The sequence below is a fragment of the Cognatilysobacter bugurensis genome (genome assembly GCF_014652095.1).
Taxonomy (GTDB): Bacteria; Pseudomonadota; Gammaproteobacteria; order Xanthomonadales; family Xanthomonadaceae; genus Cognatilysobacter; species Cognatilysobacter bugurensis.
Genome location: NZ_BMYD01000001.1, coordinates 1529051 through 1543790, shown reverse-complemented (window position 1 = coordinate 1543790; position 14740 = coordinate 1529051). Strand labels below are relative to the sequence as shown.

11 protein-coding genes are annotated in these 14740 nt (G+C 70.7%); 2 read left to right on the top strand and 9 right to left on the bottom strand.

Features of this window, described 5'->3' with window-relative positions:
• Positions 1 to 44: 44 nt before the first annotated feature.
• A complete protein-coding gene (locus IE075_RS07005; protein ID WP_189454597.1) occupies positions 45 to 3125 on the bottom strand; it encodes a ligand-binding sensor domain-containing diguanylate cyclase in 3081 nt (1026 codons plus the stop codon).
• Positions 3126 to 3500: 375 nt separating this feature from the next.
• The gene (locus tag IE075_RS07000) at positions 3501 to 4898 is read right to left on the bottom strand and encodes an L-serine ammonia-lyase (RefSeq protein WP_189454595.1); all 1398 of its coding nucleotides are present in this window, start codon (positions 4896 to 4898) and stop codon (positions 3501 to 3503) included.
• Between the two features lie 102 nt (positions 4899 to 5000).
• On the opposite strand from IE075_RS07000, the gene IE075_RS06995 reads away from it, so the two are divergent.
• Positions 5001 to 5252 carry a glutaredoxin family protein gene (locus tag IE075_RS06995; protein ID WP_189454593.1) on the top strand — a complete coding sequence of 84 codons (252 nt, stop codon included), beginning with the start codon at positions 5001 to 5003 and terminating at the stop codon, positions 5250 to 5252.
• A 3-nt stretch (positions 5253 to 5255) separates the two neighbouring features.
• Here the strand turns inward: IE075_RS06995 and IE075_RS06990 are convergent, their stop codons facing one another.
• Genes IE075_RS06990 through IE075_RS06980 form a run of 3 tightly spaced genes read right to left on the bottom strand, consistent with a single transcriptional unit; the run spans position 5256 to position 7038 of the window.
• Positions 5256 to 5825, bottom strand: a complete 570-nt coding sequence (locus IE075_RS06990; RefSeq protein WP_189454591.1) for a YceI family protein — start codon at positions 5823 to 5825, stop codon at positions 5256 to 5258.
• A complete protein-coding gene (locus IE075_RS06985; RefSeq protein WP_189454589.1) occupies positions 5822 to 6394 on the bottom strand; it encodes a cytochrome b in 573 nt (190 codons plus the stop codon). Before IE075_RS06985 ends, IE075_RS06990 begins: the two co-directional genes overlap by 4 nt.
• The gene (locus IE075_RS06980; RefSeq protein WP_189454587.1) at positions 6391 to 7038 is read right to left on the bottom strand and encodes a YceI family protein; all 648 of its coding nucleotides are present in this window, start codon (positions 7036 to 7038) and stop codon (positions 6391 to 6393) included. Before IE075_RS06980 ends, IE075_RS06985 begins: the two co-directional genes overlap by 4 nt.
• 128 nt (positions 7039 to 7166) lie before the next feature.
• On the opposite strand from IE075_RS06980, the gene IE075_RS06975 reads away from it, so the two are divergent.
• Positions 7167 to 10970 carry a hybrid sensor histidine kinase/response regulator gene (locus IE075_RS06975; RefSeq protein WP_189454585.1) on the top strand — a complete coding sequence of 1268 codons (3804 nt, stop codon included), beginning with the start codon at positions 7167 to 7169 and terminating at the stop codon, positions 10968 to 10970.
• A 195-nt stretch (positions 10971 to 11165) separates the two neighbouring features.
• On the opposite strand, the gene hemE is transcribed toward IE075_RS06975, so the two are convergent.
• From hemE to IE075_RS06955, 4 genes are all read right to left on the bottom strand, one after another.
• Positions 11166 to 12239: a uroporphyrinogen decarboxylase gene (gene hemE / locus IE075_RS06970; protein ID WP_189454583.1), complete on the bottom strand. Its 1074-nt coding sequence runs from the start codon at positions 12237 to 12239 to the stop codon at positions 11166 to 11168.
• Between the two features lie 492 nt (positions 12240 to 12731).
• Positions 12732 to 12983 (bottom strand): WGR domain-containing protein, encoded by a 252-nt coding sequence (locus IE075_RS06965; RefSeq protein WP_189454581.1) that lies wholly within the window; start codon positions 12981 to 12983, stop codon positions 12732 to 12734.
• 80 nt (positions 12984 to 13063) lie between these two features.
• Positions 13064 to 14170, bottom strand: coding sequence for a 3-dehydroquinate synthase (aroB, locus tag IE075_RS06960; protein WP_189454579.1), 1107 nt, complete (start codon positions 14168 to 14170; stop codon positions 13064 to 13066).
• Complete coding sequence (locus IE075_RS06955; RefSeq protein WP_189454577.1) at positions 14167 to 14700, bottom strand: shikimate kinase; 534 nt, start codon at positions 14698 to 14700, stop codon at positions 14167 to 14169. Before IE075_RS06955 ends, aroB begins: the two co-directional genes overlap by 4 nt.
• Between the last annotated feature and the right edge of the window lie 40 nt (positions 14701 to 14740).

The following is a 14740-nucleotide window of genomic DNA, read 5'->3' as shown; positions in this document are numbered from 1 at the left end:
CAGGCCCCGATGTGTGGATGCAGTGACAGCCGCCGTGGCCCGCTTCAGTCCTGTTCGCGGCTGTGGATGAGGGCGAGGCGGCCATCGGCTAGCAGGTCATCCGGCCCATGCTGCAGGTCGGTCAACAGCGTCGAAATGTCGGTGCTCGCCGTGGGTCGGAACGCCGCCCAGCCGTCGCGACCGTGCGTCTTCATGTAGTACAGCGCCTGATCCGCGAGCTCGACCATCGCCTCCCAACCCAGCTGCATGCGGTGATCGCGAAACAGCGGGTATTCCACGAGGCCGGCCGAGCAGGTGATGCGCAACGGCGTGCCGGTGCCGATGTCGAAGGCGTGATCCGCCACCGCCGTGCGGATGCGGTCGCCGAGCATCGACAGGTGCCGCGCCTCCATCGGCCGGAACACGATCAGAAATTCCTCGCCGCCCCAGCGCACCACGTAATCGCCGCCGCGCACGAGCGCGGACAGCACCTGCGCGAACTGCTGCAGCACGCGATCGCCCGCACGGTGGCCGTGCCGGTCGTTCACGGTCTTGAAATGATCGATGTCGACGAGCGCGAACACGATCGCCTCTTCCAGGATCTCGCCCTGCTGGCGGCGGCGGTCGTAGAACGCGAGGTCGGCGGGAATCTGGTTGGCCATGTAGCGGCGGTTGCGCAGCCCGGTCAGCGGATCGGTCTGGCTGGCCTCCTCGAGACGGCGGTTTGCGATCTCGAGCGCCTCGGTGCGTTGCTGCACGATGCTTTCCAGCTCGCGCTGGCGCATGCGGTAGCGGTGCTTCTGCAAGCGGTAGCCCGCGAACACGAGCGATGCGAGCAGCAGGGCGGAAAGCGCGTAGAACAGCGCGGTTTCGTGGAAACGCGGCGGGATCGAGAAGCGCAGCCGCGCAACGCCCGCGCTGCGCACCCCGGCGTTGTTCGAGCCACGCGCTTCAAACGCGTAATCGCCTGGCGGCAGGTTCGTGTAGTGCGCGCTGCGGTTCAGCGCATCGCCGATGCGCCAGTCGCGGTCGTAGCCTGCAAGCCGGTATTCGACGCCGACGCTCTCGGGGTCTTGGAAGCTCGGCACGGTGAATTCGAACGAGACGTCCCGTGCCCCGACCGGCAGCGACGCACCCGCCATCGCCTCGGCCGCGCGCCACTGCTCATCGACACGGATGCGCTCGATGACCACGCGCGGGGCGGTCGTGTTCTTGACGATGCCGGTGGTGTCCATCGCGACGACCCCATCGCGCGAAGGCAACCACAGCGTGTTGCCTTGCACGAAGCCCTTCGCGGTGCCGGCGCCGTTGCAGCAATAGCCCTGCTGGCCGCTGCCCGCGTCGCCACGCTCGTTGAGCAGCATTTCGCCGCGCACGCGGTCGAGCCGGCCGGCCATGAACGCCCGCAGGTCGGCGACGGGCACGCGGCCGATGCCACGCAGGCCGGCCGACCACAGCACGCCGTCGTGCTCGGTCAGGAAGAACGGCGAGTTGCGCGGCATGCCGTGGTCCGCGTCGAGCTCGGCCCAGCGACGCCCGTCGAACACATGCAACCGCTCGCCGAGCGTGCCGATCGCCAGTCCACCGCCTTTGAGCGAGGCGATCGAGATGACGTCGAGGTCGGGGGGCAGGCCCTGCGCGCGCCCGATCTCGACGAAGCGATCGCCCTGTCGCGTGTAGAGCCCGCTCTGTGTGCCGACGAGCACCTCCCCACCGGGCGTGCGGTGCACGTAGCGCACGCGTGCATCGGCGAGGCCGTCATCGGGGCCGAAACGCCGCAGCCGGCCGCCTTCGAGCGCACCGCCTTCGGCAAGGTCGAGACGGAACAGGCCGTCCATCGTCGGGATCCAGTACGCCTCGCCGTCCCGCACGATGCCGTTGATCTGCAACCCGTCCAGCGGCTCGAGCACGGCCGGGCGTTCGACCGTCCGGGCGTCGCTCGCGTCGGGGTCGAACAGCACCACGCCACGGCGCGTGCCCACCCAGACACGGCCGGGCTCGGCGAACAGGTTGTAGCCCTGCGGGTGCGGCAGGCGCCGGCCCGGGATGACGGTGCGGAAGCGGCCGCCCTCGAGCAGGCTCACCCCATCGTTCGTGCCCACCCAGGTGCGCCGCCCGTCGGGGTCGGGCGCGACGGACCACACGATGCGCTCGTCGAGCCCTTCAGGCGTGCTGTAGCGCGTGATCCAGCTGTCCCACATCCGCACCAGGCCCTGCCACTGGCTGCCGATCCACAGGCTGCCTTCGCGGTCTTCGAACGCGACGCGCACACCGGGAATACCGCCGGCCGCACTTGGCGCTACGAACTCGACGAGCCTGCCGTCGCGCAGTCGGCCGAGCCCGGTGTCGCCGCCGACCCACAGGTTTCCGTCGCTGTCGGGTTGCAGCATGTCGAACGGCGCGGACTGCAGCGCCGGCGCCGGGTGCGCGACCCACCCGTCGGCTTCGCGTGTGTAGAGGCCGAGCGCGGTCGCGGCCCACAAGCGGCCCTGCGCGCGCACCACGCGGTTGACCGCTGCAGTTGCGGCGTCTGCAGGCAGCGGCTGCACCTGCCAGCCGCGCGCTGACAGGCGATGCACGGCGCCGCGGCCGCCGGCATGGAGACCGTCGCGATCGATCGCCAGCGACAGCGCCGGCACGGGCCCCCCAGCAACGGCGTGGAGGCGATCGCCGGCCACGCGGAACACGCCGTCGTTTGCCGCCACCCACACGGTGCCGTTCGCGTCCTCCGTGATCGCGTAAATGTCGAGCTGCGGATACCGCTTGGGGTCGGCAGGCGGAAGCGATCGGAATCCGCCCCCGTCACGCACGCTCAGACCCTTGTACGTGCCGATCCAGACCCGTCCGTCGCGCCCCGCGTGCAGGGCGCGCACCTGCATGCCGGCCAGGCCCGGCTCCGTTTCAGGCGTGTAGGACGTGAAGCGCACGCCGTCGAAGCGTGCGAGGCCGGCCTGCGTGCCGACCCAGATGTAGCCCTCGCGATCCTGCGCAATCGCGAGGGCGCTGATCTGCGGCATCCCGTCCTCGATCGACCAGCTGCCCCGCACGTGACGGTGCAGCGCCTCATCCGGATCGAGCGCAGCCGCGGGCCACGCGAAGAGCACGGCGAACAGGAGCACAATCGAGAGGGCGATGAAGCGCTTCACCGGAACTCCGCAACAGACGCATGCGTCCGACCATAACGCGCTCGACGCGTATGTATCGCGGACGGCGGGACGTTGCGACGCGTAGCGTGACGACGAGCACGGTGGGCGGCCGGCCGCGCTTCACGGTTTACCGGGAGCTGACTCTGGCGCGGCTGCTGACGACGTCATGCGTTGCGCTGACGCTGGGGACCAAAGCGGAGCAGGCCGCTGCGTCGTCGGCCGGCCAACGCTTCAGCAACATGCCGCTCGACCGCCGTGTGGCACCGACATCGGCACCGTGTGCACGTGCACTCACGCCGCGCGCGGGCCGCTGCGAGGCCTAGATGGAACACGCCGTGACCGCCGGATCGCTCACGGCGGCCTTGCATCACTTCATCAGCATTCGATGACGTTGACCGCCAGCCCACCGCGGCTCGTTTCCTTGTACTTGTCCTGCATGTCGCGGCCGGTGTCGCGCATGGTCTTGATGACCTTGTCGAGCGAGACCTTGTGCTTGCCGTCGCCGCGCATCGCCATGCGGCTCGCGTTGATCGCCTTCACTGCGCCCATCGCGTTGCGCTCGATGCACGGGATCTGCACGAGCCCGCCGATCGGATCGCAGGTCAGGCCGAGGTTGTGCTCCATGCCGATTTCCGCCGCGTTTTCGATCTGGCTCGGCGTGCCGCCGATCGCGGCGGTCAGGCCCGCGGCGGCCATCGAGCACGCGACGCCGACTTCGCCCTGGCAGCCGACTTCCGCACCGGAGATCGACGCGTTTTCCTTGTAGAGGATGCCGACCGCGGCCGCCGTGAGCAGGAACGTGCGGATGCCCTGGATGTTCGCGTTCGGGATGAAGCGGTCGTAGTAGTGCAGCACCGACGGGATGATGCCGGCCGCGCCATTGGTGGGCGCCGTCACGACGCGGCCGCCCGCGGCGTTCTCCTCGTTGACGGCGAGCGCGTATAGGTTCACCCAGTCGAGCGTCGTGAGCGGATCGCGCATCGCCGCTTCGGGCTTCAGTGACAGCTCGGCGTGCAGCGCCGGCGCGCGGCGAGCGACGTGCAATCCACCCGGCAACGTGCCCGACTCGCGAATTCCTCGCGCGACGCAGGCCTGCATCGCGGTCCAGATCTCGTCGAGGCCGGATTCAATTTCGGCCGGCGTGCGCCACGCCTGCTCGTTCGCGAACATCAGCTGCGCGATCGACAGATCGTGTTGTGCGCACTGCGCGAGCAGCTCATCGCCCGAATGGAACGGGTAGGGCAGATCCGTCTCGTCGGCGACGATGCGGTCTTCGGCGGCCTCGTCCTGGTTGACGACGAAGCCGCCACCGACCGAGTAGTAATCGCGCGTCGCGATCACGGCGCCCTCGGCGTCGTACGCAGTGAAACGCATGCCGTTCGTGTGGAACGGCAGCTTCTGGCGCTTGTTCATGATGAGGTCGTGCTTCTCGTCGAAGCCGATCTCGCGGCTCTCACCCGACGCGGCGCCGTGCAGCCGGATGCGCTTGGTCGAGCGGATGCGCTCGAGCGCCGGCGGGATGATGTCGGGGTCAATCGCATTCGGCCAGTGGCCCTCGAGGCCCATGAGCACGGCCTTGTCAGTGCCGTGGCCGCGGCCGGTCAGCGCGAGCGAACCGTAGACCTCGGCGCGGACGCGCGCCGTGCGCGGCAAGTCGCCGTTCTCAACGATCCAGCGCTCGATGAACCGCGCCGCCGCGCGCATCGGGCCGACCGTGTGCGACGAACTCGGCCCGATGCCGATCTTGAATAAATCGAAACTGCTGACGGCCAAGGCACAACTCCACCGACGGTGTCGGATGCAAAAAGCCCCGCGCGGGCGCGCGAGGCGGCCCGCTATTCTACGCAGCCGCCCTGCACCCACCCCGACCCGCCGATGACCGCCGACCGTGCGCCGACGTATGTGCTCTACCAGCGCGACGACTGCCATCTGTGCGATCTCGCGCTCGAGGTGCTCGCGAGCGTGCGGGCGCCTGCGTTCGAGAGCGTGTTCATCGACGACGACGAGGCCCTCGAAGCTCGCTACGGCACGCGCGTGCCGGTGCTGCGCGATGCCGCGCGTGGAAGCGAGCTCGACTGGCCCTTCGACGCCGCGCGCGCGTCGGATTTCCTGTCGGGCGGCGCCTGAGGGTCAGCGTGCCGCTGCGAGGTTCACGCGCGTGCTGATCGCAACATCGTTCGGGATCAGGTCGGTGTCGGCCCAATCACCGCCGCCGACGCCGAACGCCAGCCGCGGCACCGTCGCGCGTCCGGTGAGCACCGGCTTCGCGCCCGGCGTCCACGTGAACTCGAGCGTGACTGGCTTACTTGCCCCGCGCAGTGACAGCGTGCCGTCGGCCGCGTAGCGGTTGCTCCCGAGCGCGCGGAAACGCGTGGCCGTGTAGCGCGCCTGCGGATGCCGCGCAGCGTCGAAGAAATCGCTGCCGCGCAGCGCGTCGGTCCCGTCGGGGTGCTCGACCGTGGCTTGCGCGAGCGGGATCGTCACGTCGAGCTTCGCGTCGGCGAGGCGCTTGGGGTCGAAGCGCATCGTCGTGACGAAGCCCGGCAGGCGACCGATGAACACCTCACCCTGGTATTTCGTCGCGAACGCGAGCGAGGAGCCCGGTGCCTGCACGTAATCGACTGCGAACGCCGGGGCTGCAAGCATCGACGCGATCAGTGCGACGGCGCCGCCGGCGCGGCGGAACAGAATGAAGCTCATGCGGATTCTCCGGTGCGCGAGATGCGACGCCCCGGCAGCATGCGCCGCAGTGTGTCGTCCTCGCGAAACAAATGGTGGTGGAATGCCGCCGCAGCATGCGCCACGACGAGCACGAGCAGCACCCAGAAGCCGATGTCGTGCACGCCTTCTGCGAATTCATGCAACGCCTCGCTGCGTTCGATCACGCGGGGCACGTTGAACAGCCCGAACCATTGCAGCGGGTAACCGGCGGCGGCGTTGAGCAGCCAGCCGCTGAGCGGCATCGCGAACATCACGGCGTACAACGCCGCATGCGTGAGCGAGGCGATGCGCACCTGCCAGCGCGGCAGCCCCGCAAGCGTGGCCGGTGCGCCCGCGTAAAACCGCCATGCAAGACGCAGCGTGGCAAGCACGAGAATCGTCAATCCAATCGACTTGTGCAGCGCGTAGATCTCGATCGTGCGCGGCGAGCGCGGCAGCGTGTCCATCCACAGGCCGATGACCGCAACCGCGACGATGAGCGCGGCGATCGTCCAGTGCAGCACCTGGCTTACCGGGCCCCAGCGGTCGGTCGGGTTCTTGAAGCTCATCGGGCGGTGTCCTCGGGCGAATCCTCGGCGGTGCCGTCATCGCGGCCGCGCGAGCGCGTAGCTTCGAGTTCGATGCGCAACTCGACGGCGTCGCCGATCATCGACGGCCAGGCGTCGACGCCGAACGCGGCGCGGCTGAGCGTACCGGTCGCGGAAAACCCCGCAGTGCGGCGGAACGGCGGCATCGGGTGGCGCTTGACCGCGTTGCGAACGACGTCGAGGCACAGCGGGCCACTTGTGCCGCGCAGGGTGAGTTCGCCGCAGACGCGCGCACGCGTGTCGTCGATCGGCTCGACGTCGCGGGACACGAACCGGGCCGACGGGTGCCGTTGGGCATCGAGCAGGCGCGGCGCCAGCGTGGCCGCGTTCCAGCGTGCATCGCCCAGATCGACCCGCGTGATCGGCACTTCGACGTCGACGTGCGCATCGGCCCAGCTGTCCGGCGAGAACCGCAGCGTGCCGGTGCTGCCCGACACCGTTCCGATCGCCTTCGAAAATCCCGCGTGGTCGACCGCGAACTGCACGCGGGTGTGCACCGGGTCGATCGCCCAGGTCTCCGGTGGGCGTGCGTGCGCGGCCGCGGCCGCAGCCAGGAGCAGGCAGGGGAGAGTGGGCAGGTGGGCGGCGCGGCGGCGGGTTCGCATCGTCGAGCTCCTCGGGGTCAGCCCCATGGTAGGCAATGCGGCGCGCGCGTGGCGGCTTGCGGGCGGGATGCGTCGTTGCGAGGATGCCGGCGGGGAGCGCGCCCAGCGGCGCGCGCAAGGGAATGCAGATGAAGGGATCGGACCTGGGACGCGGGTGGCGGGCGCTCGTGCTCGCCGTGGGTCTGGCCGGCGGCGCACACGCGGCCGTGCCCGAGTCGCCGCGCCTGCGCATCGTCGGCGTCGAGGACGGACTGCCGTCGAGCCACATCACCGGGCTCGCGCGCGATCGCGCGGGTTACGTGTGGGTCGCGACGAACGACGGCCTGGCCCGCTACGACGGCATCGACATGCGCGTGTGGCGGCACCGGCCCGGCGATCCGGGCTCCTTGCCCGGCAACGCGATCGCCTATGTGCACGTCGACGCCGATGACCGCGTGTGGGCCTCGATCGAAGGCCGCGGGCTCAGCGTGCTCGACGCCACGCGCACGCGGCTGCAGCACTACACGCGCGCCACGCATCCGGCGATCGGCAGTGACGACGTGTGGGCGATCGCCGGCGAGCGTGATGCGCTGTGGTTTGGTACCTATGAAGGCGGGCTGCACCGTCTCGATCGCGACGGTCGCATCGCGCGCTACATGCCGCGTGAGGGTGATGCGCGCAGCTTGCCCGCCGCCACCGTTTTCACCCTCGTGTTCGACGCCCGCGGGCGGTTGTGGGTGGGCACGACGGCCGGGCTCGCGCGCTGGACCGGGCGCGATTTCGAGCGGGTCGCGCTGCCGGGAGAGAACGCGGCGCCTGCGATCTACTCGCTCACGCGCGACGGCGACAGCATCTGGGTCAGCGCCGCGACGGGCCTGATGCGGCTCGGCGCCGACGGCGCGTGGCATGTGCCGGCCTGGTCGGCGATGTTTGCGCATCCAAACGCCGTATTCGCGGTCGACACCGAGCCCGACGGCCGCCTGTGGCTGGCCGCACGGCGCGACCTGTGGCGCGTGCTGCCCGGTGAAGTCCCGCATCCGGTACCGATCGGCACGCACGGTCCGCCGCTGGCGATGCTGCAGATGCTGCGGGAGCCCGCTGGAGGCTTGTGGCTGCCGGTGTCCGGGGCGGGGCTTGGCTACCTGCGGCCGGACTGGCAGCGCATGTCGCAGCACGCGCGCAGCGAGGGCGGCCTGCGCGCCGAGCTCTACCCGGCGGTCGCGCCGGCGCGAGCCGGCGGCGTGTGGTTGGCCGGCAGCCGGGGCGAGGTCGAGCGTCTGGCGCATGATGGCACCGTGCACCCATTGCCGGCATCGGCGCTCGCGCAGTTCGACGCGGCCCGGCTGGTCAGCGTGTTCGAAGACCGCGACGGCCGCCTCTGGCTCGGCGCGCGCACCGCACTCATCCGCGTCGATCCCAATGGCGAGGTGCGGCGCTGGACGCAGGAGGGCGTGGATCCGCTGCTCGGTGGTCAAGCCGAATTCATCTCCCAGGCGCCGAACGGCGATCTCTGGATCTCGTTCTCGGGCGCCGGTGTGCAACGCCGCGACGCGGCGAGCGGACGTGTGCTCGACACGATCCCGGCCGGCCCCAAGCACGGGCTGGGCGTCGGCGACCTCGAATTGCTGCGCGTGGATTCCGAAGGTCGCGTGTGGGTGGCCGGCGGCGACGGCATCGCCGTGTGGGACGCCGCGTCGCGGCGCTTCGTCATGCCGCCGGGCCTGCCGACCGGCGATCGCGTCCATGCATTCGTGTTCGAGCGAGATGGCGCGCTATGGGTGCAGCGTCTCTCGGGCCTCGCGCGATACCGCTTCGACGGCGCCCAATGGCGTCCCACTCTCCAAGCCGCTGCGGCCGACGGCATCCCCGCGGTCGAGGCCTCGGGCCTGGCCGTGGACGGTGCCGGCCTGGTCTGGCTCGCAAGCCGGCGCGGGCTGTACCGATTCGACCCGCGCACGCGCACGACACGCCGCTTCGGTCTCGGCGACGGACTGACCAGTCAGGAGTTCAACGACCGGGCAATCGTGCTGACCCGCGACGGTGTGTTGCACGCGACGCTCGCGGACGGCGGCGTCGTGCAGCTCGATACCCGCGCCCCGGACCCGCCGCCGCGTCGGCCGGCGCTGCATGTGGACCGCATCGAGACGCGGCGCGAAGGCCGCTGGCACGCGCTCGATGCCGCGCTGCCCGCGCTCGCGCCGAACGATCGGGAGTTGCGTGTGCAGCTGCGCCTGCTCGCATTCGAGAATCCGCGCGGAAATCGCTATTTCACCCGCCTCGACGGCTACGACCGACGTTGGGTTGAGCACAGTGGGCATGACGCCGGCGAGCGCGTGTTCGCGAACTTGCCGGCGGGTCACTACACGCTGCACGCGCGCGCCGTGGATGCCGCGGGCAACCCGGCCGTCGAGCGTACGGTGCCGCTCGTGGTGCGTGCACCGTGGTGGCGCACGTCGGCGGCGCTCGTGGCCCTGATCCTGGCGTGCGGAGCGCTCACATTCGTGTTCGCGCGTGCGTTGCGCGAACGCGCACGTCGCCGGGACGCATGGCGCCGCAGCGAGCGCGAACGCGAGCTCGCCCACGAAGCGTCCCTGGCGAAGAGCCGCTTCCTGGCCACGCTCGGCCACGAGGTGCGCACGCCGATGACGGGCGTGCTCGGCATGAGCGAATTGCTGCTCGACACGCAGCTGTCGCCCCGCCAGCGCGATTACGCAGTCGCGATCCACGGCGCGGGCGAACACCTGCTGCGCCTCGTCAACGGCGCGCTCGACCTGGCGCGTGCCGAGGCCGGAAAGCTGGAGCTCGCCGACGCGCCGTTCGATCCCGCGACGCTCTCGCGCGACGTAGCCGCGCTGATGGCGCCCCTTGCAGAACGCCGCGGTGTTGCGTTCGAGCTCGATATCGCGGGCGACCTCCCGGCGCGCGTGCGCGGCGACGCCGATCGAGTGCGCCAGGTGCTGCTCAATCTGGTCGGCAACGCGGTGAAGTTCACCGCCCACGGACGCATCGCACTGCGCGTCGCCGTGGGTGCGTCGGGTCTGCGATTCACGGTCGAGGACACCGGCCCGGGTATCGACGAGGTCCAGCGTGCACGCCTGTTCCGTCGCTTCGAGGCGAGTGCCGACAGCGCGCAGCGGTTCGGCGGCAGCGGTCTCGGCCTCGCGATCTGCGAGGAGCTCACCCAGGCGATGCGCGGCGCGATCACCGTCGACAGTGTTGTCGGGCGCGGCACGCGTTTTGACGTGGAGCTGCCTTTGAAGATCGTTTTCGACGAAGCGTCGGCTGTGTCGGGCGAGGCCCGCGGCGGGCCCGGCGACGCTGTGGGCAGCTCGGCGGCGGGCGCTGCGCCGCAGGGCGCAGTGGGGGCTGCAACGGCAGGCGTTTCCGACGTACCGGCGGGCTTTTGGTCCGATTCATCCGGTCCCGATGGGGCGCGTCGTGGGGCAGCACCGGCGCGGTCGGGGGTCGATGCGGGAGTGGCCGCGCGAGCGTTCACAACGATTCCGGTGACGCCGCTAGCCGTGAGCCGGGGCTCACCGGATGCAGCGTCAGCGCAGAGCCCCACGTGGCGCATCCTGCTCGTGGAGGACGAGCCGATGGTCGCGGAGGTCGTGGCCGGTCTGCTTCGCGCGGATGGCCACGTGGTTACGCATGCTGCGCACGGCTTGGCCGCACTGACGGAGGCGGCCAGCGCCGCGTTCGACCTTGCGGTGCTGGATCTCGACCTGCCGGGCCTGGACGGCTGCGCCCTGGCGCGGCAGCTGCGAGTCCTCGGCCATGGGATGCCGCTGATCGCACTGACAGCGCGGGCGGATGCGGCGGCCGAGCAGGAATCGCACGCCGCCGGGTTTGACCGTTTCATGCGCAAGCCCGCGACGCGCGCCATGCTGGCGGCCGTGATCTGCGACGTCATGGGGCGCGGTGTGGACACCGAGCGCTCCGCGACGCCGTGACCGGTCGTCGCGTGCAGGCCGTCCGTCGACGGAGGCTCAGTGCACGCAGGCCGTGACCGCCGCGCGCGCAGGAGCGAATTGACGGGCGGGAGCGGCATCGGTGAGCACACGTTGAGCAACGCGCCCGGAACTGGCACCCGGCGGACCCAGCTTCGAAGGCCCGCCGGTACGCTGCCGTGGCAGCGCCCGCGTTCCTCAGCGCGCGCTGAGGCGGTGCACGGCCTCGACGAGGGCGCCCACGTGCTCCGGATTCATGTCCGGAGACAGGCCGTGGCCCAGGTTGAACACGTGCCCCTCGCGCGAGCCGCCGTTGCCGTCGCGGTAGCTGTCGAGCGCGCGGCCGACTTCGCGGGCGATCGCATCGGGCTGCGCGTACAGCGTGACCGGATCTAGGTTGCCTTGGATCGCGACGCGCCCACCGGTCCGCCTCACGGCCTCGCCGAGTTCGACCGTCCAGTCCACGCCCACGCCTTCCGCGCCGCTGGCGGCAAGCGCTTCGAGATACGGGTCATTGCCCTTGCCGAACAGGATCAGCGGAGCGCGCTCGGCCCCGTCGCCGCGCGGCAGTTCCGCCGCGATGCGCTCCAGGTAACGCAGCGAGAACTCGCGATACATCGACGGCGACAACACGCCGCCCCAGGTGTCGAACACCTGCAGCGCCTGCGCGCCGGCCTGGTGTTGCGCGGCCAGGTATGCGATGACCGCGTCGGTGGTCACCTCGAGCAGCCGGTGCATCGCGGCCGGGTCGTTGAGCGCGAGCGATTTGACGCGCGCGAAGTCCTTGCTGCCGCTGCCCTCGACCATGTAGCAGGCGAGCGTCCACGGACTGCCGGAAAAACCGATCAGCGGCACTGAGCCGTCGAGCTCGCGGCGGATCGTGCGCACCGCGTCCATCACGTAGCGCAGCTCGCCGTCCATGTCGGGCACGGCGAGGCGGTCGATATCGGCGGTGGAGCGGATCGGCCGCTCGAACTTCGGGCCTTCGCCGTCGGCGAAATACAGGCCGAGCCCCATCGCGTCAGGCACGGTGAGGATGTCGGAGAACAGGATTGCGGCGTCGAGCGGGAAACGGCGCAGCGGCTGCAGCGTCACTTCGCAGGCGAGTTCGGGGTTCTTCGCGAGGGTGAGGAAGCTGCCGGCCTGCGCGCGGGTCGCGCGGTACTCGGGCAGGTAACGGCCGGCCTGTCGCATGAGCCACACGGGCGTGCGGTCGACGGGCTCGCGCCGGAGTGCGCGCAGGAATCGGTCGTTCTTGAGGGGCGTCGACATGCGGATCTCGGAAAATGCGGGACGCAGGGCGTCAGGCCGCGGTGTGTTCAAGCCGCGCGGCAGCGCGACTGCGGGGAGGTGGGCGGTCCGGCCGCAGGGCGGCGGCGAGTGGGAGGGTTCGGCTGGGTCGGCCGCGTTCAGCCTGGAGGCCGGCGGCACGCGCGTTGCCTGATCGACAGTGCATCACCGGCCCGCTTCGGTCCGGCGACGCCTATCCGGCGTGGCGCTCGGTCGGACATGACCTGCCGGATGGCAACTCGTTAGCGCGCGACCTCGGTCCGGCCCGACCTGTTCGGTCGGGCGCTCAGCGGGCCATGCATTGCCTGCTTGGCAGTGCATCAGCGGCCCACTTCGATCCGGCCACGCCTGCTCGGCGTGGCGCTCGGCCGGGCATGAGTTGCCTGATGGCAACTCATCAGCGCCCCACTTCGATCCGGCCACGCCTGCTCGGCGTGGCGCTCGGCTGGGCATGAGTTGCCTGATGGCAACTCATCAGCGCCCAGCCTCGCCCTGCGCGAACATCAGCTGGTAGCCGCGCTTGAGGTGACGGTCCCGGGCCTGTTCCAGCGCGCGGAACGCGGCGTCGCGGTCGAGGTGCTGATCGCGTCGCACGGTGCTGCGACCCCCGATCTGCCCACTCTCACAGATGAGCGTCCATCCGCCGAGCAGGTCGGCCTGGAGCATGAGCTGCACGAAGCGCGGGGCTTCAGTGCCTTCGGGTCGTTGTTGCAGGAGCAATCGCATGGGCGCGGATTGTAGCGGCTGTGTTGCATCCGTCGCCGCGAAGGGCCGTGCGCCGTGTCGATGCGCCGTGCCGCTGTCGTTCAGACGGCGGCGAGCACCGCGCGCACCGCATCCTCGTCGACGCCGGGCACGATCCGCGCTTCGCCCGCGCCTTCCCAGAGGATCAACCGCAGGCCCTGCGCGTCGGCCTTCTTGTCCAGGCGCATGCGCGCGACGAGCGCATGGGGCTCCAGCCCGTGCGGCAGCGTGACCGGCAAGCCCAGGCGCGCGAGCAGGACGCACAGGCGGTCCTCGTCGACCTGCGGCGCAAGCCCGAGCGCGGTCGACAGCCGCGCCGCGAGGACCATGCCGACCGACACCGCCTCGCCGTGGTTGAGCCCGTCGCCGAGCGTGCCGGTGTAGCCCTGCTCGGTCTCGATCGCATGGCCGAACGTGTGCCCGAAGTTGAGCATCGCGCGGTCGCCGCGTTCGAACGGATCGCGCGCGACGACGCCCGCCTTGTAGGCACACGAGCGCGCTATCGCCTCCGCAAGCGCGGCGTCGTCCCGAGCCAGCAGCGCTTCGGCCTGCTGCTCGAGCCAGTCGAGGAACGCGATGTCGAAGATCGCGCCGTACTTCACCACCTCGGCCAGGCCCGCGCGCAGTTCACGCTCGGGCAACGTGCGCAGCGTGGCGGTGTCGGCGATGACCGCGCGCGGCGGGTGAAATGCACCGACGAGGTTCTTGCCCGCCGGCAGGTCGACCGCGGTCTTGCCGCCGACGGACGAGTCGACCATCGCCAGCAGCGTGGTCGGAAGCTGCACCACGTCGATGCCGCGCATCCAGCATGCGGCCGCGAACCCGGCCAGGTCGCCGACGACGCCGCCGCCGAGCGCGTAGACGGTCGCGTCGCGGGTCGCACCGAGGCGCGCCAGCGCATCCAGGCACTCGCCGAAGCGCGCGAGCGTCTTTTCGTGCTCGCCCGGCGGCAGTACGAAGCGGTCGATCGACAGCCCAGGCTTCGCCGCGTGCAGCGCATCCACCACGTCGGTTGCGTACAGCGGTTCGACATGCGCGTCGCTGACGACGAGCGCGTGGCGGCCCCGCAGCGTGTGCGCGAGCAGAGTGCCGTCGTGGCGCAGGTCCGGGCCGATCGAGATGCGGTAGGCGGCGTTGCCGCCAACGTCGACGCTGAGCGGAGAAGTCATGGCGGGAGGGGCTCCGTGCGGGGGAGGGAAGCAAGAATGCGGTCGACGACCGCGTCGGCGTCCAGCATGTCGGTGTCGATCGACATCGACGCGACCTCGCGGTACAGCGGCGCGCGCTGCAGGGCGAGCGCATGCAGCACGGCGGCGCGGTCACCGCGCGCGAGCAAGGGCCGGGTCGCGTCGCCCTCGAGCCGCCGCAGTTGCGCGTCGACGCCCGCATGCAGGTGCACCACGTCCGCGCACTCGCGCAGGCGATCGCGCGAAACCGGATCGAGCACCGCGCCGCCGCCGGTCGCGATCACGCATGCCCGAGCGTCGAGCTGCTGCGCGAGGGTGTCGCGCTCCAGCGCCCGGAACGCCGGCTCACCGTCGCGCTCGAAGATCCGCGCGACCGTCGTCTGAGCGCGTTGTTCGATCTCGGCGTCGAGGTCGACGAACGCACGCCCCAGGCGCTGTGCAAGGCATCGGCCAACGGTGCTCTTGCCGGCGCCCATCGGGCCGACGAGTACGAGCGGGCGGGAACCATCCATGCCCGCATGCTAGCAACCGCTCGCGGCGTGCATGCATCCA